This window comes from Salinivibrio sp. ES.052 (assembly GCF_900141775.1).
In the GTDB taxonomy this organism is placed as follows: Bacteria; Pseudomonadota; Gammaproteobacteria; order Enterobacterales; family Vibrionaceae; genus Salinivibrio.
The window spans coordinates 1,459,172-1,483,932 of the sequence record NZ_FSRI01000001.1 but is presented as its reverse complement, the minus strand read 5'-3'; the positions used below and the strand labels follow the sequence as shown (position 1 = coordinate 1,483,932).

The 24,761-nt window shown below is 48.1% G+C and carries 23 protein-coding genes and 1 other RNA gene; 16 read left to right on the top strand and 8 right to left on the bottom strand.

Annotation, left to right across the window (positions count from 1 at the left end; genetic code table 11):
• Positions 1-68: 68 nt before the first annotated feature.
• From BUQ98_RS06805 to ffs, 3 genes are all read left to right on the top strand, one after another.
• Complete coding sequence (locus tag BUQ98_RS06805) at positions 69-488, top strand: YbaY family lipoprotein (protein ID WP_074213085.1); 420 nt, start codon at positions 69-71, stop codon at positions 486-488.
• A 41-nt stretch (positions 489-529) separates the two neighbouring features.
• Positions 530-1,261, top strand: a complete 732-nt coding sequence (locus tag BUQ98_RS06800) for a VP0952 family biofilm-associated protein (RefSeq protein ID WP_074213084.1) — start codon at positions 530-532, stop codon at positions 1,259-1,261.
• Between the two features lie 124 nt (positions 1,262-1,385).
• Positions 1,386-1,482, top strand: an RNA gene (ffs, locus tag BUQ98_RS06795) — signal recognition particle sRNA small type.
• Between the two features lie 709 nt (positions 1,483-2,191).
• Here the strand turns inward: ffs and BUQ98_RS06785 are convergent.
• Together BUQ98_RS06785 and BUQ98_RS06780 are read right to left on the bottom strand one after the other, a co-directional pair.
• A complete protein-coding gene (locus BUQ98_RS06785; protein ID WP_254813885.1) occupies positions 2,192-2,590 on the bottom strand; it encodes a hypothetical protein in 399 nt (132 codons plus the stop codon).
• A 20-nt stretch (positions 2,591-2,610) separates the two neighbouring features.
• Positions 2,611-3,543 (bottom strand): zinc dependent phospholipase C family protein, encoded by a 933-nt coding sequence (locus BUQ98_RS06780; protein WP_074213082.1) that lies wholly within the window; start codon positions 3,541-3,543, stop codon positions 2,611-2,613.
• Positions 3,544-3,910: 367 nt separating this feature from the next.
• On the opposite strand from BUQ98_RS06780, the gene BUQ98_RS06775 reads away from it, so the two are divergent.
• Genes BUQ98_RS06775 through BUQ98_RS06765 form a run of 3 tightly spaced genes read left to right on the top strand, consistent with a single transcriptional unit; the run spans position 3,911 to position 6,809 of the window.
• On the top strand, positions 3,911-5,308 hold the full coding sequence (locus BUQ98_RS06775; protein ID WP_074213081.1) for an ATP-binding protein: 1,398 nt from the start codon (positions 3,911-3,913) through the stop codon (positions 5,306-5,308).
• Positions 5,305-5,949: a response regulator transcription factor gene (locus BUQ98_RS06770; protein ID WP_074213080.1), complete on the top strand. Its 645-nt coding sequence runs from the start codon at positions 5,305-5,307 to the stop codon at positions 5,947-5,949. The genes BUQ98_RS06775 and BUQ98_RS06770 overlap by 4 nt, the downstream gene beginning before the upstream one ends.
• Positions 5,946-6,809, top strand: coding sequence for a DUF2861 family protein (locus BUQ98_RS06765; RefSeq protein WP_083605223.1), 864 nt, complete (start codon positions 5,946-5,948; stop codon positions 6,807-6,809). Before BUQ98_RS06770 ends, BUQ98_RS06765 begins: the two co-directional genes overlap by 4 nt.
• A gap of 81 nt (positions 6,810-6,890) precedes the next feature.
• Here BUQ98_RS06765 and BUQ98_RS06760 read toward each other — a convergent pair whose 3' ends face one another.
• The 3 genes from BUQ98_RS06760 to BUQ98_RS17240 all read right to left on the bottom strand — a co-directional run bounded on the left by BUQ98_RS06760 (position 6,891) and on the right by BUQ98_RS17240 (position 10,267).
• Complete coding sequence (locus tag BUQ98_RS06760; RefSeq protein WP_074213078.1) at positions 6,891-7,367, bottom strand: Dps family protein; 477 nt, start codon at positions 7,365-7,367, stop codon at positions 6,891-6,893.
• Positions 7,368-7,526: 159 nt separating this feature from the next.
• Entirely contained in the window at positions 7,527-8,918 is a 1,392-nt protein-coding gene (locus tag BUQ98_RS06755; RefSeq protein WP_074213077.1) for an HD-GYP domain-containing protein, read from the bottom strand.
• Between the two features lie 53 nt (positions 8,919-8,971).
• Positions 8,972-10,267, bottom strand: a complete 1,296-nt coding sequence (locus tag BUQ98_RS17240; RefSeq protein WP_074213076.1) for a methyl-accepting chemotaxis protein — start codon at positions 10,265-10,267, stop codon at positions 8,972-8,974.
• A 418-nt stretch (positions 10,268-10,685) separates the two neighbouring features.
• On the opposite strand from BUQ98_RS17240, the gene BUQ98_RS06745 reads away from it, so the two are divergent.
• The 9 genes from BUQ98_RS06745 to choV all read left to right on the top strand — a co-directional run bounded on the left by BUQ98_RS06745 (position 10,686) and on the right by choV (position 21,227).
• Positions 10,686-11,249 carry a GbsR/MarR family transcriptional regulator gene (locus BUQ98_RS06745; RefSeq protein WP_074213075.1) on the top strand — a complete coding sequence of 188 codons (564 nt, stop codon included), beginning with the start codon at positions 10,686-10,688 and terminating at the stop codon, positions 11,247-11,249.
• A gap of 18 nt (positions 11,250-11,267) precedes the next feature.
• A complete protein-coding gene (locus BUQ98_RS06740) occupies positions 11,268-12,617 on the top strand; it encodes a cytochrome ubiquinol oxidase subunit I (protein WP_074213074.1) in 1,350 nt (449 codons plus the stop codon).
• Positions 12,614-13,612 (top strand): cytochrome d ubiquinol oxidase subunit II, encoded by a 999-nt coding sequence (cydB, locus tag BUQ98_RS06735; RefSeq protein ID WP_074213073.1) that lies wholly within the window; start codon positions 12,614-12,616, stop codon positions 13,610-13,612. The genes BUQ98_RS06740 and cydB overlap by 4 nt, the downstream gene beginning before the upstream one ends.
• Before the next feature lie 663 nt (positions 13,613-14,275).
• Positions 14,276-14,878 carry a transcriptional regulator BetI gene (gene betI, locus BUQ98_RS06730; protein WP_074213072.1) on the top strand — a complete coding sequence of 201 codons (603 nt, stop codon included), beginning with the start codon at positions 14,276-14,278 and terminating at the stop codon, positions 14,876-14,878.
• A 54-nt stretch (positions 14,879-14,932) separates the two neighbouring features.
• A complete protein-coding gene (gene betB, locus BUQ98_RS06725) occupies positions 14,933-16,393 on the top strand; it encodes a betaine-aldehyde dehydrogenase (protein ID WP_074213071.1) in 1,461 nt (486 codons plus the stop codon).
• A 20-nt stretch (positions 16,394-16,413) separates the two neighbouring features.
• Entirely contained in the window at positions 16,414-18,114 is a 1,701-nt protein-coding gene (betA, locus tag BUQ98_RS06720) for a choline dehydrogenase (protein WP_074213070.1), read from the top strand.
• A 50-nt stretch (positions 18,115-18,164) separates the two neighbouring features.
• Entirely contained in the window at positions 18,165-19,118 is a 954-nt protein-coding gene (locus tag BUQ98_RS06715) for a choline ABC transporter substrate-binding protein (RefSeq protein ID WP_254813914.1), read from the top strand.
• Between the two features lie 53 nt (positions 19,119-19,171).
• Complete coding sequence (choW, locus tag BUQ98_RS06710) at positions 19,172-20,014, top strand: choline ABC transporter permease subunit (RefSeq protein WP_074213068.1); 843 nt, start codon at positions 19,172-19,174, stop codon at positions 20,012-20,014.
• A gap of 10 nt (positions 20,015-20,024) precedes the next feature.
• A complete protein-coding gene (choV, locus tag BUQ98_RS06705) occupies positions 20,025-21,227 on the top strand; it encodes a choline ABC transporter ATP-binding protein (protein ID WP_074213067.1) in 1,203 nt (400 codons plus the stop codon).
• Between the two features lie 100 nt (positions 21,228-21,327).
• On the opposite strand, the gene BUQ98_RS06700 is transcribed toward choV, so the two are convergent.
• A complete protein-coding gene (locus BUQ98_RS06700) occupies positions 21,328-21,768 on the bottom strand; it encodes a fasciclin domain-containing protein (protein ID WP_254813913.1) in 441 nt (146 codons plus the stop codon).
• A gap of 473 nt (positions 21,769-22,241) precedes the next feature.
• Here BUQ98_RS06700 and BUQ98_RS06695 point away from each other — a divergent pair, with 473 nt between their 5' ends.
• The gene (locus BUQ98_RS06695) at positions 22,242-22,547 is read left to right on the top strand and encodes a hypothetical protein (protein ID WP_074213066.1); all 306 of its coding nucleotides are present in this window, start codon (positions 22,242-22,244) and stop codon (positions 22,545-22,547) included.
• Between the two features lie 65 nt (positions 22,548-22,612).
• On the opposite strand, the gene yjjG is transcribed toward BUQ98_RS06695, so the two are convergent.
• Together yjjG and BUQ98_RS06685 are read right to left on the bottom strand one after the other, a co-directional pair.
• Complete coding sequence (gene yjjG / locus BUQ98_RS06690) at positions 22,613-23,296, bottom strand: pyrimidine 5'-nucleotidase (protein WP_074213065.1); 684 nt, start codon at positions 23,294-23,296, stop codon at positions 22,613-22,615.
• Between the two features lie 142 nt (positions 23,297-23,438).
• The gene (locus tag BUQ98_RS06685; protein ID WP_074213064.1) at positions 23,439-24,665 is read right to left on the bottom strand and encodes a NupC/NupG family nucleoside CNT transporter; all 1,227 of its coding nucleotides are present in this window, start codon (positions 24,663-24,665) and stop codon (positions 23,439-23,441) included.
• Between the last annotated feature and the right edge of the window lie 96 nt (positions 24,666-24,761).

Here is a 24,761-nt window from a genome sequence, read left to right as displayed (position 1 = left end):
TATTGTTCAAGCTATCATAACCTTAGTGTTTTTGCCGCATTTGAACGCGCTTCAGTGAGGATTCTTTAATGAAGAAACTAACGTTTCTGTTATTCGCCTTATTCACTGCCTTAGTGTTTACTGCCTGTTCAGGGAATAGCCAGCCTAATGATTTGGCTAGTATTTCAGGAGGGCTAGTCTACCGTGAACGCCTTGCCTTACCTGACGATGCCAGTGTGACGGTCCGTTTGGTGGAAATGAAAAATATGAATGCACCAGGCAAGGTAATCAGTCGTCAATCGTTTGTGACTGAAGGGCAACAAGTCCCCCTGCATTTTTCTCTCAACTATGATCCTCGCCAAATTTCTGCCTCGCATGATTATGTGATCACTGCACAAGTGGATGTGAGTGAGCGTCTTTTATTTATCACTAACACTGTCAATAAAGTGATCACGGATACGAATCACACCTATGATCCTACGCTAATGCTGGTACGTGCTAGCGACTAATCGCTACACTAAAGGTGCTAATCACCGCACAAGGAGTGTGCATGCGGATCACCTCGTTTATATGGCCCTCATTGGTTGCAACGATAGCGGTCGCAGCGGGTATCAGTGCTGATTATTCGCTGCATGGTTTGGCGATCGTTGCCCCCTCGTTATTCTTCTTCTATCCCGAAAAAGTGGCTAGTTGGTTATTGGTCCTGGCGATGACGGCGTTTGCTTATGCATTGCCCCAATTACCGGCGTTACTGGCGGCCAGTACTTTATTGCTTTTGCCTGCATTGTCGTTATGGTTTAACCCTGATAGGCACCCACACGTTAAATACCTATTGGGGGCTGTGATGATTGCCATGTTTGCAGGCATGATGGCGTTGCAGTCTGAAGCAAAATTAGGGGGTTCACCTTGGCTATTGGCGCTTCAAATCGTGGCATTACTCGGGGTATGGCTCGCGATTATTTATTGGCCTGGCTATCAACCGCCGCGACACGGTGCTTGGTTGGTGTTACCCATTTTAGCCGTAACCGTGGGGTGGCCATCCGCACTGTGGAGTGCCTCGATCGTGGCCATGATTTGGTTACTGCAATGGGTAGGGATGACTCCTCATTTTGCGCGTTCTCGCCATCTTGCGTTGCATGTATTGCCTGGGATACCGTTTTTGGTGATTACCTGGGTTGCCCCCTGGCAGTTAACCATGTCTTTACTGGTGGCATGGGCTGCTATGCTTGCAGCTATTTGGGTTGGAGAGTACTTACTTATGGACGATCCTGATGACGAATAAAGAACAATTGCTTAGAAGATCAACAGTTAATCACCGAGATATTGAATCCTTCTTGCATTGCATTCGGCCATGCCACATAATGCCCCGCAGTTAAGCAAGCTTAACGACATATCGATGGAGGCCTCCTTGGTTCTCCCGCAACACTATCTTGTGTACTGGGTCAGGTCCGGAAGGAAGCAGCTCGCGCTTGGGACGTGTGTGCCGGGATGTAGCTGGGGAGGTCTCCGCCCTTTGTGACTTTCTCTTTCTGACACCATAAGTTTGCAATTAGCATCATAAACTTGCACAACTACATTTATTTGTAATAAAACAACATGTGGTAAACGCCCATGTATCGTCGCAATCTAAAGCACTCCCGCGTCAAAAATCACTTTAAGTTCTGAAGCTTAAAGAACAGTACCATTCTTACCGTTGAATCCTCATTAGAGTTCGATACCTGCTTTCACTCGAATATTGCAAAGAAATTGTGTGTTTCGAGGCTCAGCCAGAAGGTTTTTACTATCAATTTGAAGGCAAAAAGTTGCCTTAAACGCCAGATTTTTGGGTTAGCTATAAAGGTGGGAGTGAGGCATTTCTGGAGATAAAGCCTGCCAGTTAAATTGACGGGGATGAGTATCGTCGGAAGTTTGTCGGCAAGATGGCTGTAGCGAAGTCTTTGGGATGTCCTCTTTAACTGGTAACCGATAACCAAATCAGAGTTAATTCAGTCCTATACAATCTAAAGCTGTTGCACTGTTATACAGGTATTGTTGGCATAAATGTTATGCAAGTACAGTTGCTCAAAGTGGTGACATCAAGTGGGTTAGCCTTCTACCACAACGGATTCATGTGTCTATCGGGGTGCGAAAAGCCAAAGCGCTGGCGTTAATGTCTCGTGGGCAATTGCAGGCAGAATTGAAGGGCAAGGACAGGCTTACCCTCAATAAGGCTTTAGTTTGAGCAAAGTGCTGCGGCATCAAGGTTAATGCTACAGGTATTTGGTCTCGGCGACTTCCAATAGATCTTGTCAAATTCGGCGTTGCAGCCAGCGTCCTCCATAAGTGCCACGTCACCGTCACATATCAGCATGACCGCATTGCCCCCTTGAAACTCCTGTAGTAATCGATAGTTAGTCACTTTCGCTTCTTTGGCGAGCACTTCGAGCTCTGGTAGTTGACTGGGGTTGGTCAAGGTGGCATTTGAGATAATCTTTTCTTGGCTGAGTCCTTCGGTATTTCCCCACTTAAGCTCACCGTCAACAGCTTGGGATACATCTTTAAGAATAGATGCCATGTCATACATCACTTCATTCGAGTATTTAGCTTGCGTGGAGCAAGACGCTATAGCCATAAGCATTACAAGAGCAGTGATTAATCGCATTGATTCCCCCAAGCTGTCAGCTGGCCGTTTTCACAGCGACCTGTATCTAAATTCCAATTTTTGAAGAAGTCTGTTTCGGCGTCTTCAAACACAGCTGCTGCGGCTTTCTCCCAAAATAACTGGACTGTGTCGACGGCCTTATCAAAAATCTCGTCATAGTGTTTAGCACCATCGGGCGTTTCGAGGCTTTCGATAAAAGTTGTATCGACTTCACCGGGAAGGGGGTAGGTTAAGCCCTGTTGTGAAGCAACATGCCGAGCCCAAGGAAACAATCGATGGGATTCCTCGGCGTTATCTACAACTGTTTGGAAACCCTGATGCCAAGCGTTGATGTTTGGCTGACATTCACTGGCGTAGTCTGGGTAGGCAGCATTGAGTGCGATGTGCCAGATGTCGTTGATAATTGGATCAATGGCACTGTCGTTGTTGATATCTACGCAGCTGCCTATGTTTTCTTTTACACGATCAGCCATGCCAATATCGCCCAGCCTCAATCGAGAAGACCAGATATAGGCATCCTGATTCATTTCACAAACACGGTGGGCTTTAGCGTTTTTAGCATAAGGACCAACTTTCATCTCAACCACGGGATGAATGGTAATATCAGCAGCGACGTGTGAGACGAAGCCACATAACCATGCAAAGGCTTTTTCGTGATGTTCGCTATTTACTGATTTCACTTGCTGAACGAGAGCACTTATCAACTTGCCGACATTGTTGTAATGCATTTCGTCAGCCCATTTGTTTTGGGCTGAATCCATCAGAACCAGATAAGGATAATCAGGGCTGACGCAACCTAGCTCCAAATACCTTTTGTTTTGAGCTAAAGCCTTTTTTGCTGCTAGGGACATTTTTAGAGACATCAAAACGTTGTTCGCAGAAGCAACGTTAACTGCAGTGATATGAGCAAAAGCGCCTGGCATAATCTTCTCCCTTCATACTGAGTGATTGAGTTTACTATGTAATGCGCTTGTTGTTTTTGACTTAAATCTTATAAGAGACAAAGATTTAAAGGCTACACAATTGCATCTTCAGTACTAAACGAATTTGCAAACTTATGGTGTCATAAATATCGTAAACCATTGTTCTCAATTTTTAGCTTTGAAGGTTTATGGTGTTGGCAACATCTTCTTTTTTTCTTATGCTTCGCCGTGTGCCCCTCTTATGATGTATTCATGCGATACGTTGTCCCCTTGATGAACGGTGATGTTGACACTCGGGTGACACACCCCTTTACCGCTTAGCTATGATTTAATCAGGAGTCGCAATGATAGGTCTGGGGAGAGTCGATTGGTTTTTCGAGCGTTAGTTGCGTTACTGTTCGCTTTATTAAGCAGCCAATCGGCAGCCAGTGAGCTGCAAACGCAACTCAAAGGCTTTTATGATGAAGCGTGGCAAGCGGGTACCTTGGTGGTAGCTCAGCCATCGCTTAATGCCTATTCGCAAAATCTCTTGGAAAGCCAAGCGCAGTATCCAGGCTTTGAGCGTTTCGACTGGCAAGATCTCGCTGCGTTGCATCAGGTTGTGCAACGGTGTCAGGCCAACCCCCGCATTGTTGATCCACATTTATTGATTGCTCAGCGTTTTGAGCTCGCACTGTGCAGCGGGAGGTCACTGCCGCCGGTATGGTTTGTCGAAAACCCACTATTGCACCCCGCAGGAGGCAGTTACGCTGACCGCTACCTCGCTGAGCATCCTATGGCATCGCCGCCACCAGAGATAACCCAACGCCTAACACTTGATAATACACAGCATCCGCTGCACCAAGCATTAAGCGCCCTGAGTGCTCAGGGGCGTGACGCGTTACTCAGTGGTTACCGAGCGTACCTAGATGATCATCAGCTGTGGTTGAATGGGGAATTGGGTTGGAAGGTGTTGCCCCAATCGGTGTGGTCGCCCATTGCTGAACACTATCGACTGAGCCTGTCGACCGACGCGACGGGGTGCGATTATCGCTACGGCAATATCTGTAACCAGTTGCATCCAGCCTATCAAGGTGTGTTTACCGCAGTACTGGTCATGATCTTTATCGCCTTGGTGGTCGGGCTTGCTCGTAGCCTTTACGATCGCTATCAACAGCGTCGAGAACGGCAATTTATTCTTCAACTACTGACGCATGAGTTGCGCACGCCGATTGCGAGCTTAGGGTTAACGGTCGAAATGCTGCGAAATCAATTCGATCACTTAAGCGAAGATGCGCAAGATGTGTTATGGCGGTTACTGGCCGATCATCAAAGATTGAGTCAACTGACCGAAACCAGCAAAGGGTATTTGAGCACTGACAAGAGTGAACAATTTAAGACCCAAACCGCATTAGTCTCTGATTGGCTCGATCATGTGTGTGAACCCTTTGGCATTGACTATGTGCTAGAAGACGACCGCACGCTAACCTTACCGTTTTACTGGTTATCTATTTGCTTGGAAAACCTGATTAAAAATGCACATCAGCATGGCGGAGAAACGGTTTGGATCCGAGTCTGTGTCGGTAAGCGCGTGCGTGTTTGTGTCTATGATGATGGTATGTTTCCTTCATGGTGGCAGCGATTATGGCGACGTTGTAAAGCGCCAAAATCTGAACACAATATGGGGATCGGGTTATTTTTGGTGGCGCGTTTAATGCGTCAAATGGGCGGAAAGCTATTGCTCAAACGGCATCCGACTTGCTGCATCTTGGAGTTACCCCAATGAGCCATTTGTTATTGATTGAGGACGATAAATTACTGGGTGAGGGCTTACGCCAGTTTTTGGAAAACCAAGGCTTCAGTTGTACTTGGCTGATGGAAAGCGCAAAGGTTGAGAAGCATTGGTATCACGCCGACTTAGTGATCTTAGATCGGCAACTTGCGGATGGCGATAGCTTGGCACATTTGCCCACTTGGCTGGCTTTGAAAGCGTTGCCTGTCATTGTGTTGACCGCAAAAATAGAAGTAGAGCAACGTGTTGAAGGCTTAATGGCAGGGGCCAAAGACTATGTGGTTAAACCCTTTGCGCATCAAGAGTTGCTGGCCCGTATTTATGCACAGCTTCGCCCTCTTGGAGAAAGCCAATTGCTCTACGGCGAGATTAAGGTTGAGCCAGGATCACGCGCGGTATATTGGCAAGACGAAGCGGTCACGCTAAAGCCCAAAGAGTTTGATTTACTGTTGTTACTTTTGCAAAACCAAGGGCGAGTTTTCCACCGAGAGGAGCTACTGAATAAAATCTGGGGCTATCAAGCCTTTCCGACGACGCGTACCGTGGATAATCATGTATTGCGTTTGCGGCAAAAAATTCCCGACCTGGCTATCGAAACTCACCGCGGGGTGGGGTACAGGTTGGTGGCGCAATGAAGATAAATAGATACCGGTTACTGGTCATTGTATGCATGGTACTAAGCGTTAATGTCCGAGCTGAGCAAGCATGGCTCCCTAAAACTCCGATGCAAGAAACCTACCAAGCATTGTTGGCTGATCGACCAAAGGTGGCGTGGCAAGAGCTTATGTTTGCTTTGTCTCAGCAGACAATACCGACTGAGCGTTGGTCTAAGATAAAGCACGCGATCATCAATCAAACAGATTGTGGCCAACAGTTAACGGAGCCCAATGGCAAAGGGGTCCCTCAAGGGCTGACTATTGCTTTTATGCGCTGGGCAGGCGCGTCAAGTATTGGTTATGAAATTAAGCTCTCCGCAGAGGAGGTCGAGCGTAACACGCTGCTGACACTCACTGATCCAACCGGAGAAACGGTGCTCAATGAGATCTTGAACGCGAAAAGCGGTTATCAAGAAATAGAGTCAGATCGATTACTCACTCCAATTATCCCGGGTGTTTATGAATTAACAATGGGTGGTCAGCACTATAGTTTGGTGGTGTATGGGCTGCCTCGTCGGCCATGGGTAAAGCTGATTGGCCATCCCGAAAAACAACTGTCGTTCGATTTACCCGATACGCCTTCGAGTTGCTCGCCGGCAGCTGCGCACTGGCTGTGGCTTGACGATGCCTATCGCTGGGTTGAGCAAACGCCGATTTATGTGTCCGGTCGCTCAGAAACCTCCCACGCGCCAACGATGATAAAACTCCCATCAACATCGCCTGACAATGCCGAGCACTTCAGTGCAACCGTCAGCCACTTTGAGTATCAAGGCGCGATCAAAGTGAAATATGTTGAGTGGTTGGCGTTGCCACTGACTCGATCCGTTAAGAATGAGTGAGGGGGTTAACCGTGCACAAAGAAGCCCGCATTCACGCGGGCCTCTTTATTATGGATTACCGATTCTTATACTGAGTGTTGATCAGTTAAGGTAAGCGTTGAACATCCAAAGCAGTTTTTCTTGTTCGCGAATGTAATCGCTCATCAACGCGGATGTCCCTTCGTCGTTGGCTTCACCGGCGAGGTTCATGATGTCGCGTTGTAAGCCAATTAATACACTAAACCCATCAACAATGGCGCGTAAGCCCGCTTGGCCGTTCGCCTCTGGTGCGTGCTCTTTGATTTCACTGACCTTGAGATATTCGCTGAAGCGGTGCTCGGCTGTGCCACCGATGGTGAGAATGCGCTCGGCCACTTCATCGATTTTGGTTTGAAGATCCGTGTAGATCTCCTCAAATTTAATGTGTAGTTCGAAAAAGTCGTTGCCTTTAATGTTCCAGTGAAAACCACGCACATTCGTGTACAGCACTTGGTAATTCGCCAATAGCGTATCCAAACGTGCGCCTAGATCTGCGGCTTTGCTGCTGTCTAGTCCGATCAATGCTGCTTGTTTACTCATCTAATGCCTCCTTAAGTGGCAAAATCAAGGTGTTTGACCCATCGCATAGTCGCGAGCGTCAAGCACTGGAAACGGTGTTGTTCCGAACGATGTGGATAGAGTAACTATCCGAGATAAAAAAAGAAAATGGAGTTAACCTATATACGTGATAGGGCGTGCCTATGATGTGATCAATGTATCGTCATGAACAATAAAGTGTTCAGGTAGACGCTCTAACCCCGCGATTAAAGCCTGTAAGCAGCGTGCGTCGATTGCTGTGCCTGTTTCTTCTTTCATGATAGATAAGGCTTTGTTCATCGGGATAGCACCACGATAGGGTCGCTCAGCGGTGATGGCATCAAAAATATCTGCGGTGGTAATAATGCGTGTGAGCAGGGAGATTTCATCGCCTTGTATCCCCTCTGGATATCCGCAGCCGTTGAGCTTTTCATGGTGGGCACTGGCGAAGTTGGCAAGGTGCTCAAACTGGTGAATCTGAGACAAAATCGTTTTGCTCAACGCTGCATGTCGTTTGACATGCTCCCACTCATCGTCATCAAGTTTGCCTGGCTTGTCGAGCACGTCATTACTCACCCCTAATTTGCCAATGTCATGCAGCAAAGCGCCACGCTTTAACCATTTCTTATCCTGCTCACTGATGTCTAACTCGTCAGCAATTAAGCTGGCGTATACAGCAACACGTTCACTATGACCTGAGGTAAAAGGGCTTTTGGCATCAACAATACGCCCAAAGGCAGCCGCGATGTCATCCATATAATCATCGTCAACCCAAATGCATGTGTCGGCAGGCGTCATCGACAGCACTTCTTCTTTTAACGTAGGGCTATCCAGTTGCTGCCAAAATTGTGGATCGCGAGCCACAAGCAAAAAGGTATCGACGAGCTCGGGATCAAACCAAGTGCCGCGACGGTTTTTTAGTTCATTGAGTGCGGCATCGATTCCTGACTCTGTTCGGAACACATCAATCACTTGTGTCATCAGTGCGATGCGTGAAAAAAAGGGGATTTGGTTTGCTTGTAATTGGTCTGGACGGCCGCCTCCATCATAGTGCTCATCAAGCGCATAGATGGCTTCAGCGACGGTTTCGTTGAAACGCAGATCGCGCGCGACATCGGCACCACGGGTACACCGGGTTTCAATTAGCTCTTGTGCATACATATCACCGTTACGGATGATATCAAGTGTGGTCGAGAGCTTTTGCATAAAGCCTTGCTTAACCCCAGTATTTTTAAGCACGAAATTGAGCACACTGGATAAACTACCATCGACCACTTTATAGCTTTGCTTAAAGGTCAAATCATTGGTGAGATACAGCTCACAGATGCGCGCCGCATTACTACTGCAGCCTGCATCTTTGAGCAGCAGAGTATAGAAAAGGTCGTGACGCTCCTGATCATTTAGCCGCAATGCATCAGCGATCTTCATCCCCAACCAAGCACAGCGCATACAGTGTTCGGGTGGTTGTCCTTCCGTCATGTCCAGCGCTGTGCTCAAAGCGAGGATAAGCTCCGATAACTTCAACTCTGTCGTGTCACTTCGCCGGGTCTGCATCGTGTTTCCTTATCCGTTTTCGCCCATCATTCTCTGATGCTGTAGGCGTGCTTTTAATGGGTGAGGCGGTGAACGGTGGCCGACACTTCTTCTGCACCAGCATGAATATCAGCCATCACAGTGTCGGCAGCGGTCACTTTTTCTTGCCCCATTGAAGATTGCTCAGTGACTCTTTCCATCGCCTCACTGACTCCTTTAATGAGTTGCAGGTTTTCATCGACCACATCCGCAATTTCGGTGGTGGATTTGCTGGTGCGTTGTGATAACCCGCGGACCTCATCGGCGACCACCGCAAACCCACGTCCTTGCTCGCCGGCTCGTGCGGCTTCAATGGCTGCGTTGAGAGCTAAGAGGTTCGTTTGCTCTGCTATCTGTTTAATGGTGGTTACTATGTTTTCAATGCTTTGTGCGTGTTCGCTTAATTGATTGACTTGGTTCGCCGCCTCAACGGCTTGCTCCGTAACGTTTTGTGATAATTTCACCGCTTCTTGTAACAGGGCTCTGCCATTCTCACTATGGCTGAGTGTTTGTTCGGAAGACGCTTGTGCGAGCTCTGCGGCCTGGTTGACTGCTTGGTTTCGTTTCACCGTATCGGTGATGGCGGTGGCGAACTTGATCACCCGATGAACGTTCCCTTCTGCATCAAAAACGGGATTATAGGTGGCTTCTAACCAAACTTCGTTGCCATATTTATCGCGGCGCAAATATTGCCCAGAAGTGAATTGCCCACGCGCTAGATCCGCCCAGAAATCAGGGTTCTCATCGTAAAAGCCCTGATCACAGAACATACGGTGATGTTGGCCCTTAATCTCGTTATCTTGGTAGTCCACTGCAGCGAGAAAGTTATCATTTGCGCGGATAATGGAACCATCTGGCTCAAATTCAATCACCGCGAGTGAGCGGTTAATGGCCGTTAATATTGCTTCTTGTCGGCGTGAATCCTGGTGCTGTTTGGTGACATCAGCGGCTAACTTGCGAATACTGACTACATTGCCGCTGGCATCTTTGATTGGCACATAAGTCGCTTCCAGCCAAATTTCTTGCCCGGATTGATGGCGGCGACGAAAAACCCCTTTTTGTGACTTTCCTTGCGCGAGTGATTGCCAAAACTGCCGATAGCTGGGTGCCTGACTGGTCTCGTCAAAGCATACAGTGCGGTGATGCTGGCCGATGACCTCATCGCGGGCGTAGCCAATAATACTTAAGAGTTTGTCGTTAACACCGGTGATGATACCGTCGGGTGTAAATGTAATGGTTGCAATATGCGTATTGATAGCATCGAGTTCTGCTTGGAGAGCGGCTTTTTCGGAGCGACAGGTGTCCAGCTCTCGCTGCGTCGTTTTGAACATGACAGCAAACTTCCTTTTGTTCAGGTATTAATGATAGGCGCGTCATGTTGAATAGTTATAAGACTGCGCACATTTACAAGTGTAGAACCTTGTGGTGTTTTTCACGTGATAGTACCCCTCCCAAATCGTGGTTCCAGTATCAAAAACCATTTCTGTTGAGAGACGCTCTGTTTATAAATCCCACAATTGTGTATCTATGTGTGTTTTGGCCCTTTCTTTTCTCCTGATGCATACGTACTCTGTGTGACTTCGATCATGTTTTATCGCTCGTTAGTGTAACGTATTTACAATCTCTCCTTACCTTTAGTTACAACTTCGCTTTTCTATTTTCAATAATTTCTGAAATTTCCAAATTTTCATTGATCCCCCACAAAGAAACTCCGTATTATTTCTCAGACGTACTGCGAGGGAGATCAAGATGGAGCTGTCACAAGAGTTACGAAATGTCGTTATGCACTTCGGTGAAATGGGTAGCCGTTGGGGCTTTAATCGCTCGGTCGGCGAGATGCTTGCGCTGATCGTGCTTAGTGAGCACCCGCTAAGTGCTGACGATATTGTCTCTGCGCTCACTATTTCTCGTGGCAATGTCAGTATGGCAACCAAAGAGTTACAAGGCTGGCACTTGATCCGCTCTCAGCGTACTCCCGGTGATAGAAAGGATTACTTTGTGCCTAATGGCACTATTTGGGAGTTGGCGCAGCAAGTTCTCGCCGAAAGGAAGAAGCGGGAAGTCGACCCTACCTTATCCATGCTGCGCTCGCATTTCATGCGAAGTGAGGATGACGCAGACAGTCACGCGGTGACGCAGCTGCATGAGATCCACGATCTTTTAGAGCTGTTTAACCATTGGTTTGATGATGTTCAGCAAATGAAACCTGAACATCTGAAAAATTTGATGAAGCTGGGCAGCAGCGTCGGCAAGCTCCTTGAGCTGTCGGGCAAGTTGTTTCACAGCAAATCCAACGAAGAATCGGGTAGTTAAACTCCTGAGGGTAATGTCATGTTAGATACATTCATGTTGTCGCGGATCCAGTTTGCGGCCAATATCAGCTTCCACATCCTGTTTCCCACCATCACGATTGCACTTGGTTGGATGCTGGTATTTTTTAAATTTAGACACAACCGTACGGGTGAACAAATTTGGCTCGATACGTATTATTTCTGGGTCAAAATTTTTGCACTGACGTTTGCGCTGGGGGTGGTCTCTGGGATCACCATGAGCTTCCAGTTCGGTACCAATTGGCCTGGCTTTATGGAAAAAGTGGGTAATATCGCGGGGCCGTTGTTGGGTTACGAGGTCATGACCGCCTTTTTCATGGAGGCGACTTTCCTCGGTATCATGCTGTTTGGTAAAAACCGTGTGCCAAACTGGGTGCACACATTGGCCACGTTGTTGGTGGCGATTGGGACCACCATTTCTGCATTCTGGATTTTAGTCCTCAATAGTTGGATGCACACACCGACTGGCTTTGAGATCATTGAAGGGGTTGTTCACCCAACCAGCTGGTTTGAGGTGATTTTTAATCCATCGATGCCATACCGTTTGAGCCACATGCTGCTGGCGTCTGGCCTCACCGCCTCGTTCTTGATTGCCGGGATCTCGGCGTATCAAAAACTGAAGTCACCGACATCCAATGTGGCGGATAAGCCACTGAAAGTCGGGATAACGGCCGCGGCTATCTTAATCCCGTTACAAATTTTTGTGGGGGACATGCACGGGTTAAACACCCTGGAGCACCAGCCACAGAAAATTGCGGCGATGGAAGGTGTGTGGGAGACCGAACAAGGGGCACCTTTGCTATTGTTCGCGGTGCCTAACGAAGAAACGCGATCAAACGACTATGAAGTCGGGATCCCGAACCTGGCCAGTTTGATTCTAACCCACAAACTCGATGGTGAAATTAAAGGCTTGGAAAGCTTTGATTATCATCCACCGGTAAAGCCACTGTTCTTTGGTTTCCGGATCATGGTGGGTGTGGGTGTACTAATGCTGCTGGTGAGCTGGTTTACGGCTTATCGTGTGTGGCGTAACCACCCGATGCCCCAATGGCACCTAATAGGTTTGGTGGCAATGACCTTCTCTGGTTGGGTCGCTACGCTTTCTGGCTGGTATGTGACGGAAATTGGCCGTCAGCCTTGGCTAGTGCAAGGCGTGCTGAAAACTGCTGATGCAGTCACGACAGTCTCCAGTGCCAATGTGGGGATTTCGTTGACTATCTATCTCACGCTCTATGCGGTGCTAATGATCGCGTACATTCGCACCCTTTTCTTCTTGGCGAAAAAACGTTTGCCAGAGTATCAATTCGACGACGCAAGCAATGCACAGCCAACCAAAGAGGTGAACGTATGACCATCACTCCTCATTTACCAGAGATCTATCTATTGCTCTTTGGGTTTACGGTATTTATGTATGCGGTATTAGATGGGTACGATTTAGGGGTTGGTATGTTGCTTCCCCGCTGTAACCAAGCGCAACGTGATCGGATGATTGCATCCATTGGGCCTTTTTGGGATGCCAACGAAACGTGGTTAGTGCTGGCCGTCGGGATATTGTTGATTGCATTTCCGACTGCACATAGCCTGATTTTGACCGAGTTGTATTTGCCCACGTCCGTGATGTTGGCGGGTCTTATTTTGCGCGGCGTGTCGTTTGATTTTCGAGCCAAAGTGAAGCCGGAGCGCAAAGACCTTTGGGACCGCTGCTTTAAAGCCGGTTCCTTTATCGCGTCTATGACGCAAGGCTACATGATTGGTCGCTATGTACTGGCGTTTGATGACAGCACAGGTGCGTACTTGTTTGCGCTGCTAAGTGGTCTTTGTGTTACCGCCGCCTACATCTATATTGGTGGGACTTGGTTGGTGATGAAAACCGAGGGTGACTTACAAAAGCGCGCCGCTAAGTGGTCTCGTCGCGGAGGCTGGTTGGCGGCACTGGGTGTGTTAGCCATTAGTATCGTTAACCCGTTGGTTAGCAATACCGTGGCTGAGCGTTGGTTTGGCTTTCCTGAGATTTTGCTACTCGCACCGGTTCCGTTGGTATGTTTAGTGATCATGTTGTTGGTCGATCGCTATTTACGCCATGTGCCGGTTGAGAATGACGTGGGATACCAATTCCCATTTATTGGCGCTATCTGTCTCTTCGCGTTAAGCTTTTTCGGGTTGGCGTATAGCTTCTTCCCTGACATTGTGCCAGGGGTGATGACGGCACAAGAAGCGGCGAGTGCAACAGGGACATTACTGATTGTCGGTTACGGCGCGATGTTCGTTTTGCCGATGATCTTTTTGTATACCTTGTTTGTCTACCGAGTGTTCTCGGGTAAAGCAACTGAGCTTAACTACGATTAATACCACGTTAATGTAACCACCGAGGCGCTCAGACTTTTTATAACGTCTGAGCGCTTTCTTATGCCTTTTCTTATCTGGTGAGTCACGTCACCAAAGCATTACATCACGTTACCTCCTCTCTATCCTGACATTGACTCTTTCAGCCAAGCCTATCAATAAAAAAACTTGTCACCCTAAACGTTTAGGGTGTTAACTATTACACCTCATTTGTTTGTCTGTTTGCCCATTGGTGTCAGTCCTTTCTCTTGATGTTATTTGATGTCTATAGGAGTAAGTGTGCTTTAATGCTTATACTGTGTAGGCATTTGTCGCTAATTTCCGCATTTTTGCCGCTTAAATCGTCTTTTTCAAAGTTATCCAGTCTTCTTTACATACAGTCAGTAACGAAATGATCTTCTTTATGGCTCTTATTAATCCCTGGTTTAGGGAGTAGGGTTGTGTGTTTTTTCGTCGCCTTGGTCATAAATAGTGCTATCAACACAAAATATTAGTCGTGGAATCAGTGTGGCTAGAATTGACCTAAATCATTGTTTTGTCTTTATCTAGCTGTTTTTTGGTGGGGTTAGGTGTAGCAAATTGGTTAAAAATAATATTTGAGATCTAATGATTAGCGTGTAAGATTATCTTTAACTAATCGTTCAATTAAAAATGAATGGAGACAAAATGCCTAAGGTAGGGATGCCGGAAGTACGAAAACCGCAGTTAGTTAAAGCCACGATGACGGTGATTGGTCGGGTGGGGCTACATGCGGCAAGTATTTCTTTGATTAGTAAGGAAGCCGGCGTATCAACAGGCATTATTAACCACTATTTTGGTGGTAAGCATGGCTTACTGGAAGAGACGATGCGTGTGGTTCTACGCGAGCTGTCAGCAACAGTGATCGGTGCATTGCGTGAGATCCCTCGTCATCATCACCAAGTGCGTATCAACGCGATCATCAACGCGAACTTTGAAGGGTTTCAGGCAAAGTCTGATGTGGTTAAAACCTGGTTGGCGTTTTGGTCTTATGCCATGCATGACAATGAGTTACATCGTTTACAACGTGTGAACGAAAAACGCTTGCTGTCTCATTTGCGAATAGAGCTTCGCGCACTATTGCCAGAAGAGCAGGCTGCGATGGTCGCTCAGGGAATTGCCGCATTGATTGATGGTATTTGGTTGCGTGGTGCATTGAACCCTAAAGGTATTGATGCCAATAACGCACGCACCATCATCAATGATTATTTAGATAAGCAACTGACCTTTTATGGTCGCCCTCAGCGCTAAGACCGCTTATAGCCTTACATGCACATACGAATAGACAAGAATTCAGGATTAATCATGGATGCGAAAACGCTTTTTATTAATGGCCAGCTAACCACCGCAACGAGCGGCGAGCAGTTTGCAACAGTCAACCCGGCAACGGGTGAAACGTTGGCGCAAATTGGCCAGGCCTCGGCAGACGATGTACAAGCTGCGGTCGATGCCGCGAAGCAGGGCTTCGCCGTGTGGTCGCGTATGACCGCCATGGAACGTAGCCGTATTTTGCTGAAAGCGGTTGCGCTGCTACGTGAGCGCAATGATGAACTGGCGAAACTTGAAGTACTAGACACCGGTAAGCCGATGCAAGAAGCGGTCGAGGTTGACGTGGTCACCGGTGCGGATGCTATTGAATACTTTGCTAACCTGGTTCCTTCTATGCAGGGTGAGCAACAGCCGTTATCAGACAACCAATTCTTCTATACACGACGCGAGCCGTTGGGTGTTTGTGCCGGTATTGGTGCGTGGAATTATCCTATTCAGATTGCGATGTGGAAGTCAGCACCAGCATTGGCCGCGGGTAATGCGATGGTCTTTAAGCCATCAGAAGAAACGCCCTTGACCGCACTGAAACTGGCAGAGATCTTTGCTGAGGCAGGTATGCCTGCTGGTGTATTTAACGTGGTTCAGGGTGACTATCGTGTCGGGCAAATGCTGACCGCGCATCCAGAGATCGCCAAAGTATCGTTTACCGGTGAAGTCGGCACAGGCAAAACCGTGATGGGTGATGCGGCCAAAACACTGAAATCCGTCACGATGGAATTAGGTGGAAAATCACCTTGTATCGTGTTTGATGATGCGGATCTTGATAACGCAGTGTCCGCCGCCATGGTTGCTAACTTTTATACCCAAGGCGAAGTCTGTACGCACGGCACGCGTGTGTTTGTGCATGACAGCATTTACGATGCCTTTGTTGAGCAGCTAAAAGCGCGTACTGAAAAGCTCGTCATTGGTGACCCGACCGATATGAATACCCAAGTGGGGGCACTGATTTCAACCGAGCATCTTCATAAAGTGATGACGGCGATTGAAACCGCAAAACAAAGCGGCGCGACCTTGCTAGCTGGTGGTTACCGTGTCACTGAGAATGGTTTAGACAAAGGTAACTTTGTGGCACCCACCATTTTCACTGATTGTGACGACAGCATGGCCCATGTGCGTGAAGAAATCTTTGGCCCTGTGATGTCGGTACTGCGTTTCTCTGACGAAGATGAAGTGGTAGCACGCGCTAACAACACGCACTATGGCCTCGCGGCAGGTATCTTTACTCAGAACCTATCACGTGCCCACCGAGTTATTCATCAGCTTGAAGCGGGTATTTGCTGGGTAAACACCTGGGGTGATTCACCCGCAGAGATGCCAGTCGGTGGTTACAAGCACTCAGGCGTTGGTCGTGAAAATGGTGTCGAAACCCTCACGCACTATACCCAAACCAAGAGTGTATTCATTGAGCTTGGCGACTTCGCCAGTCCTTACGCCTAATTTTTAACGGAGCGACCAATATGTCACAACGCTACGATTATATTATCGTCGGCGCGGGTTCGGCCGGCTGCGCATTGGCTGATCGGCTGACCGAGTCGGGTCAACATCAAGTGTTGCTGCTTGAAGCAGGTGGTACTGATAAGAGCATCTTTATTCAGATGCCGACGGCTTTGTCGATTCCAATGAATACCAAACGCTATGCATGGCAGTTTGAATCCTTGCCTGAGCCAGGCCTTGATGGGCGCCAACTGCATTGTCCACGTGGCAAGGTGCTGGGAGGCAGTTCATCGATTAACGGCATGGTGTATGTCCGTGGTCACGCTTGTGACTATGAAGAATGGGTTGAGCACGGTGCCAATGGTTGGGATTACGCAAGTTGTTTACCGTATTTCAAGCGTGCAGAAACCTGGTCTGGCGGTGCCGATACCTATCGTGGCGGTCAGGGGCCTGTGGGCACATGTAACGGTAACGACATGAAACTCAACCCGCTGTATCAAGCCTTTATTGATGCGGGTGTCGAAGCAGGCTATCCCGAAACCAACGATTACAACGGTTATCAGCAAGAAGGCTTTGGCCCCATGCACATGACCGTCGATAAAGGCGTGCGTGCCTCTACGTCGAACGCTTATCTGCGCCGTGCCTTGAAGCGTAGCAACCTCACTTTGAAAAAAGGGGTGGTGACGCGCCGGATCTTGCTAGAAGGCAAGCGTGCTGTGGGTGTGGAATTTGAGAAAGGCGGCAACATCGAGCATGTAATGGCCGATAAAGAAGTGATCTCCAGCGCCGGCTCAGTGGGCTCTCCTCAGCTTCTGCAACTATCCGGGATTGGTGCGCGTGACGTGCTTGAAAGCGCAGGGGTTGATGTTCAGCACGAGCTGCCGGGCGTAGGTGAAAACTTGCAAGACCACCTAGAGGTTTACTTCCAGTTTCACTGTAAGCAACCAATCACGCTGAACAGCAAACTGGGTCTTATCAGCAAAGGCATGATTGGTACTGAGTGGATCCTGACCCGTAAAGGTCTGGGCGCGACCAACCATTTTGAGTCTTGCGCCTTTATTCGCTCTCGCGAAGGGTTGAAGTGGCCAAACGTGCAGTATCACTTCTTGCCTGCCGCAATGCGTTATGACGGCAAAGCCGCGTTTGATGGCCATGGTTTTCAGGTGCATGTCGGCCCTAACAAGCCAGAGAGCCGCGGTCATGTTCGGATCAAATCAGCGGATCCGCATGATAAACCATCAATCTTATTTAATTACATTACCACCGAGCAAGATCGCCAAGATTGGCGTGACACCCTTCGTTTAACCCGTGAAATCATGGATCAAAACGCGATGGATACATTCCGCGGCGATGAGATTCAGCCGGGCAATGATGTTCAGTCTGATGAAGCGATTGACCGCTGGGTGAAAGAGAACGTGGAAAGCGCGTATCACCCATCGTGTACCTGCAAAATGGGTGCGGAAGACGACGTCATGGCGGTGCTTGATGAGCAATGCCGTGTACGTGGAATTCAAGGGTTGCGAGTGGTGGATTCATCGGTCTTCCCGACGATTCCAAACGGCAACCTCAATGCCCCAACTATCATGGTAGCGGAGCGCGCCGCTGACATGATCCTTGAAAAACCACTCTTACCTGCTGAGCAGGTGCCAGTATGGATTGCGGCTGAGTGGCAGAACAAGCAACGCAATCAAAACGCGCAGAGTGACGATGCCACCCAAGGGTGAGCACACACTAGAAACTAATCAGTAAGCATTACAAGGAAATTAAGATGTCAATGAACAAACGTAAAACCACCAAAACGCTGATGACCGTGGCTGGCTTAAGCTCAATGATGGCGTTTGGCGCCGCAGCCAATCAGTGTGAAACCGTGCGTTTCTCGGATATCGGTTGGACTGATGTCACCTCAACGACGGCTATCACCACTGAAGTGCTGAAAGGCATGGGCTATACCACAGAGACAGATTTACTGTCACTGCCTGTGACTTTTTCATCACTGGCATCGGGCGACATCGACGTATTCCTCGGTAACTGGATGCCAACACAAACAGGCGATATTAAAAAGTACCTTGAAGATGGCTCTATCGACAGCATTCGCGCCAATCTGACAGGTGCAAAATATACGCTAGCCGTGCCTAAGTATGTTTACGATGCGGGTGTTACGAGTGTCGCAGATATCGCGGAATATGCTGATAAGTTTGACTCACGCATTTATGGCATCGAGCCAGGTAACGACGGCAATCGTCAAATTCAAAAAATGATTGATACCGATGATTTTGATCTGGGTGATTTCCGTCTGATCGAGTCAAGTGAAGCCGGCATGGTGTCACAAGTGTCACGTGCGGTACGTCGTGATAAATGGGTTGCCTTCCTAGGCTGGGCCCCACACCCAATGAACAGCAATTTTGATATGAAGTACCTGTCTGGCGCAGACGAATACTTCGGCCCTAACTACGGCGGCGCAACGGTGCATACCAACGTGCGTAATGGCTATGTAGAGCAGTGCGCGAACGTGGGCCAAATGCTCGAGAATCTTGAGTTTAGTCTCAAGATGGAAAACGAAATGATGGGCAAAATTCTCAACGACGGTGAGAAGCCACAGATGGCTGCACGTGAATGGTTACGTAACAACCCAAGTGTGTTGAACAAGTGGCTAGACGGTGTCACCACGGTTGACGGTGAAGACGCCGTTGAAGCGGTCACTGAATACCTAAAAAAGACTGAAGCGTAAATAAAAAAGTGTAGAGGAGAGGGCGGTGTGAACGCCGCCCCTAAGGTTTTATTGTGAATATTATTACAGATAACAAGATCCCACTCGGTCAATGGATGGAAAATGGTGTTGACTGGCTAACCATGAATGCCGCCGGCTTTTTTGATGCGATCTCTATCGGCTTGGATACCAGCATCACGTTACTGGTCGACATCTTTAAATGGATGCCAGCGGCAGGGCCTATCCTTATGACGGCAGCCCTTGCTTGGTACCTGCAACGTCGGATTTCCATCGTGATTTTTGTTGTGAGTGCGCTCTTGTTGATCCTCAACCTGGGCTACTGGCAAGAGATGCTGGAAACCTTTGTTCTGGTTTTTGCCGCGACAACGATTTCCGTATTAATTGGCATACCGATGGGGATAATGGCGGCACACCGGCCTTTGGTTTACACCTTGATGCGGCCAATGCTTGACTTGATGCAAACTGTGCCTCCGTTTGTATACCTCATTCCAACCTTGGTGTTGTTTGGCTTGGGGATTGTACCTGGTTTAATCTCGACCATTATTTTCGCCATTGCGGCACCGATCCGTTTGACGTATCTCGGGATCACACGTGTACCGGAAGAGTTGGTCGAAGCCGGGCGTGCATTTGGTGCCACTCGCATGAAACTGTTATTTAAAGTGGAACTCCCAGCGGCCTTGCCAAGCATTATGACGGGTGTCACCCAGTGCATTATGTTGTCACTGTCTATGGTGGTTATCGCGGCATTGGTCGGTGCAGATGGCCTGGGTAAGCCGGTTGTACGAGCACTAAACACAGTGAATATTTCTCAAGGTTTTGAAGCAGGTCTAGCGATTGTATTGGTAGCCATCATTCTTGACCGCTTGTGTAAAGCACCAAACCAAGGCAACGAATAAGGGGGAAACCATGGACGCAATCGCAATTAAAAATTTAGATGTGGTATTTGGCGATAATGTACAGCCAGCCCTAGATCTGCTTGATAAAGGCCTGACTCGGTCAGAAATTATCGAAAAAACTGGCCAAGTGGTTGGTGTCGATAACGTCTCTTTAAATGTGAAAGAAGGCGAAATTTGTGTACTGATGGGCCTGTCTGGCTCAGGAAAATCAAGCTTGTTACGCGCCGTTAACGGCTTGAATCCCATTAGCCGGGGTAGCCTTGAAGTTCGTGATGGTGACCAAATGGTGGATATGGCAAGTGTTGATTCGCAAACCTTGCGTCATTTACGGACCAATCGCGCTTCTATGGTATTCCAGAAATTTGCGCTGATGCCATGGATGACTGTGGTCGATAATGTGGCGTTTGGCCTGGAAATGAAAGGCATCACGAAAAAAGAACGCCGCAAGCAAGCGCTTGAGAAGCTAGAACTGGTTGGCTTGGGAGAGTGGGCGTATCAGTATCCTCATGAACTCTCTGGTGGTATGCAGCAACGTGTAGGTCTCGCTCGGGCCTTTGCCATGGACAGCGATATACTGTTAATGGATGAACCTTTCTCTGCACTCGATCCTTTGATCCGAGCACAGTTACAAGACGAGCTTTTAGAAATCCAGAAAAAACTGAATAAAACCATTTTATTCGTGAGCCACGATCTGGATGAAGCGCTTAAGATTGGCAATAACATTGCAATTATGGAATCCGGCCAATTGATCCAGCACGGTAAGCCGGAAGACATCGTTTTACGTCCAGAAACTGACTATGTCCGTGACTTTGTCGCCCATACTAACCCATTGAATGTCCTAAAGGGTCGCTCAATGATGAAAACGGTTGATAACTTGACGCATACTGATAATCGTTGGAAAGTGTGTGATCAGCGTGAAATCTGGGTGACGGCTGAGAATAATGGTACTTTCTCCGCGACCGCGGATAATCAAGCGTTACGTGTGGCAGAGTGGAAAAAAGACATTTTGGACTTGTCACAAATCAGTGATAACACCATTGTCGTGGCGTCACCGGATATTGAGATGCGTGACGCGATTGAAATTCGTTACAACACCAATACCCCAGTGTTATTGGTCGAGAATGGCCAATTGCTCGGTACGCTTTCCGATCATGATTTTTATCATGCCTTACTGGGTAAGTTTCAGAAAAACGATACAGACAAAGCGGCCTAACTCACCACGAGTCAGCCCTTCGTCTCACCATACAAAAGGCCTGCTTCTCTAGCAGGCCTTTTTAATCTCACGACCGACCCATAAATCACTGTGCGCTATTTTACGGCATTATCACCGAGTCAATGACGTGAATAATACCGTTAGAGGTCATCACATCGGGTTTGATGACCGTTGCGTTATCCACTTTTACCTTGCCATAAGATGTTTTAATCATCACATCACTCCCCTGTACGGTGGTGGCGGATGACATGCCCATCACCTGTTCGGCGGTGACTTTTCCTGGCACGACGTGATAGGTCAGTATTTCGGTCAATTTATCTTTATTTTCTGGTTTGAGCAGGGTTTCCACTGTCCCCTCTGGCAACTTGTCGAAGGCCGCATTGGTGGGGGCAAAAACAGTAAATGGTCCGTCGCCTTTCAAGGTCTCGACGAGATCAGCGGCCTTGACCGCAGCCACAAGTGTTGAAAAATCGTCGTTCTTCATTGCGGTATCAACAATATCATGCTCACCTTTGTGGTGAGCCGCAACCGCTGTTCCCATACCAGCTAGGAATGTCGTTATCACTGCGAACTTGGTCATTGCGTGTCTTAACATCATTGTTCTCCCTTTTGCTATTTAGCTCCCCACCACGCCAAACTGCGACTGTGCAATCCGCGGATGACTACTTGGGACTGATTGATGTACTGCTTTGAACAAAACGAAGGCAAACGAGAAGCCGATCACTTAGCGAGAGGTATTGTTGGGTAGGGTTTTCCTTTTTACGCCTGATTTCACTGATATTCATGTGAAATTTTTCGAACGAGTCATTCGTATAATTGTGATTGTCCGCACACTTTCTCGGGCGTAGTCTAGTGCTTGTCCTAAGGCGACAGCGCAGACCATTTGTCGACCCACTGAAAGCAACGCTTCTGGCTTCCAGACACATGTTTTCGAAATAGAGACATTGAGGTGACAAATCACCGGCGCGGTTCGCGTTTAATAGCATTCAACCCGTTACGAAAGAGGAAATAACCATGAAAAAACTTGCTGCAGTCTTTGCCCTAACATTAGCTTCAACGTCTGTGATGGCTAGTGGTCTAAACCTCGATGTGAACCCTGCTGAAGGGGGCGCTTGGGTGACGGTCACGGAACAAGGCCAAGCCGTTAAGGGGGCAAAAGTCACCAGTGAATCAGGCCTTGATGCAAAAGTGACTGACGAGTCTGGTCGCGTATTCATTCACGCCCAAAACCAGAACAGCCGTACAGTAAACTATATTGCGAACACTGACCAAGGCGAGCGCGCTGAAAAAGCGGCCTTTGTCCGTGGCGATCACAGCTAAGTCTCAACGATGAGCGATTGATGATAAAAAGAGAGCATAATCGCTCTCTTTTTTTATGTGACGATTTATGTCGTGGGCGACATTAACCACGCTTTTAGTTCATACAGTGACTCAACCTGTCTAGTCGGGGTGATCTCCGTTGGCGCCGGCGTGTTATCTATATTAAGCCAGCAGGTATCAATCCCTGCACGCATTCCTCCCAGCACATCAGAGTGGGGATTATCGCCAACCATTAATATTTTTTCTTTTGGCGGGTGACCCATTTTTTCAAAGGCGTGTTCAAAGATCCGAGGATCCGGTTTCGCAATCCCTACTTGTTCCGAAATGACCAGTGTCGAAATGGCAGACTTTAACCCTGTTTTCTCTAAGCGGATATCCTGGAGAGCGGTAAATCCGTTAGTAATGATACCAATATGTGCATGAGGCTTAATCGCATTGATGAGCGCATGTGCTCCTGGAAGCGGCTCACAAATATCGGCCATGGCTTCTAAAAAGCCTTGATTTAACGTGGTAGGTGCCACGTTAAGACGGTGTCCCCACAGGGTGAAACGCTCGGTTTGTAGAGTCTTGGCGTCGATTTCACCATTTTGGTATTGCACCCATAAAGGTTGGTTATAGTCTGAATATTCAGCGAAAGCTTGGCGATCAAAGTCGACATCATAGTGCGAGAACAGTCGCTGGAGGCCTGCGAAAGCATCAAAGTGGAAGAGGGTTTCGTCGGCATCAAAAAGCACCCAAGGATATCGCATTGGTCTAACTCTCTTTATATGAAGTAAAAAGAGTGTAACAGACTTTTGGGGGATCCTTCGAGTAGAAGAAAGGGCTCACCGTCCATGGTGAGAGTCCGTTTATGGCTGAGTGGTTTGCGGTTGATGAAAGGGCGTATGTGAGTCAGCAAAGTGATAGATATAATCCCGCGAGGGTTGCGCTCATTAGGTTAGCCAGTGTCGCGGCAAGAATGGCACGCATGCCGAGTTTGGCAATATCACCACGGCGCTCTGGAACGATGCCGCCTAGACCTCCCATCAGCATCGCAATCGAGGTAAGGTTAGCAAACCCACAGAGTGCAAATGTCACAATGGCTTGGCTATGGGCGGATAACTGGTCTTTTAAGTTCATAAAATCGGCAAAAGCGACAAACTCATTAACGGCAATTTTTTTACCGATTAAGGTGCCTGCGGCCATGGCTTCTTGCCAAGGTATGCCAATCAACCAAGCTACAGGCGCGAAGAGATAACCAAATAGCCACTCGAGGCTTAGCTGAGGCAGATTTATAATAGGGCCAAGCTTGCCCAAGCCACCATTAATGAGTGCAATCATGCTGATCACGGCCAATAAACTGGCACCTACGGCCATCGCGATTTGTAAGCCACTCAAAGCACCTTGTGTGCCAGCATCAATTAGGTTGACAGGCTTATCTTGTGCGTCCTCAACAGATTGATGCTGTGCTTGGCTCATCGGTTCCTCAGTTTGTGGGACCATGATTTTCGCCATCATCAGTCCTGCTGGTGCTGACATGAAAGCAGCGGCAATCAGGTACTTCATTTCTACACCTAGACCGGCGTAACCGACCATGGTTCCGCCTGCAACTGATGCTAAACCGCCCACCATGACCGCAAAAAGTTCAGACCGCGTCATGGTGGCTAAAAAAGGCCTAACAACCAGCGGTGCTTCGACAGATCCGACAAAGATATTGGCGGTGGCAGACATTGATTCCGTACGTGATGTACCTAGAACATAACGAAGAGCACCACCGATTGATCGGATGACCCACGTCATAATCCCGAGATGATAAAGCACCGCTATCAGGGCTGAAAAAAAGACAATAGTTGGTAGGACGTTGAATGCGAAGATAAAACCCAGCTTGAACTTAGCGAGATCGCCAAATAAAAACGCGGCACCAATGTCACCGTAGCTAATAATGGAAGAGACGACGCGCGACGCGGAGGCGAGAAGTTTTTGACCAACAGGCACTGAAATAATAAAGCCTGCAAAAGCGACTTGGATGAGAAAAGCGCCTCCAACGGTTCGCCAGTTGATCGCTCGGCGGTTTTCAGAAAACGCGACCGCGACAAGGAAGAGGACAGTGATCCCCAAAAGGCCAATGCCTAACTGCATGGTAAGCTCCGCAAACGTTAAACTTGAGGTGGAAAACGATTGCGGAGGTATTGTACGCAGTTTTTTAATTGTGACAAGAGTCACTTTTTTGTTTTA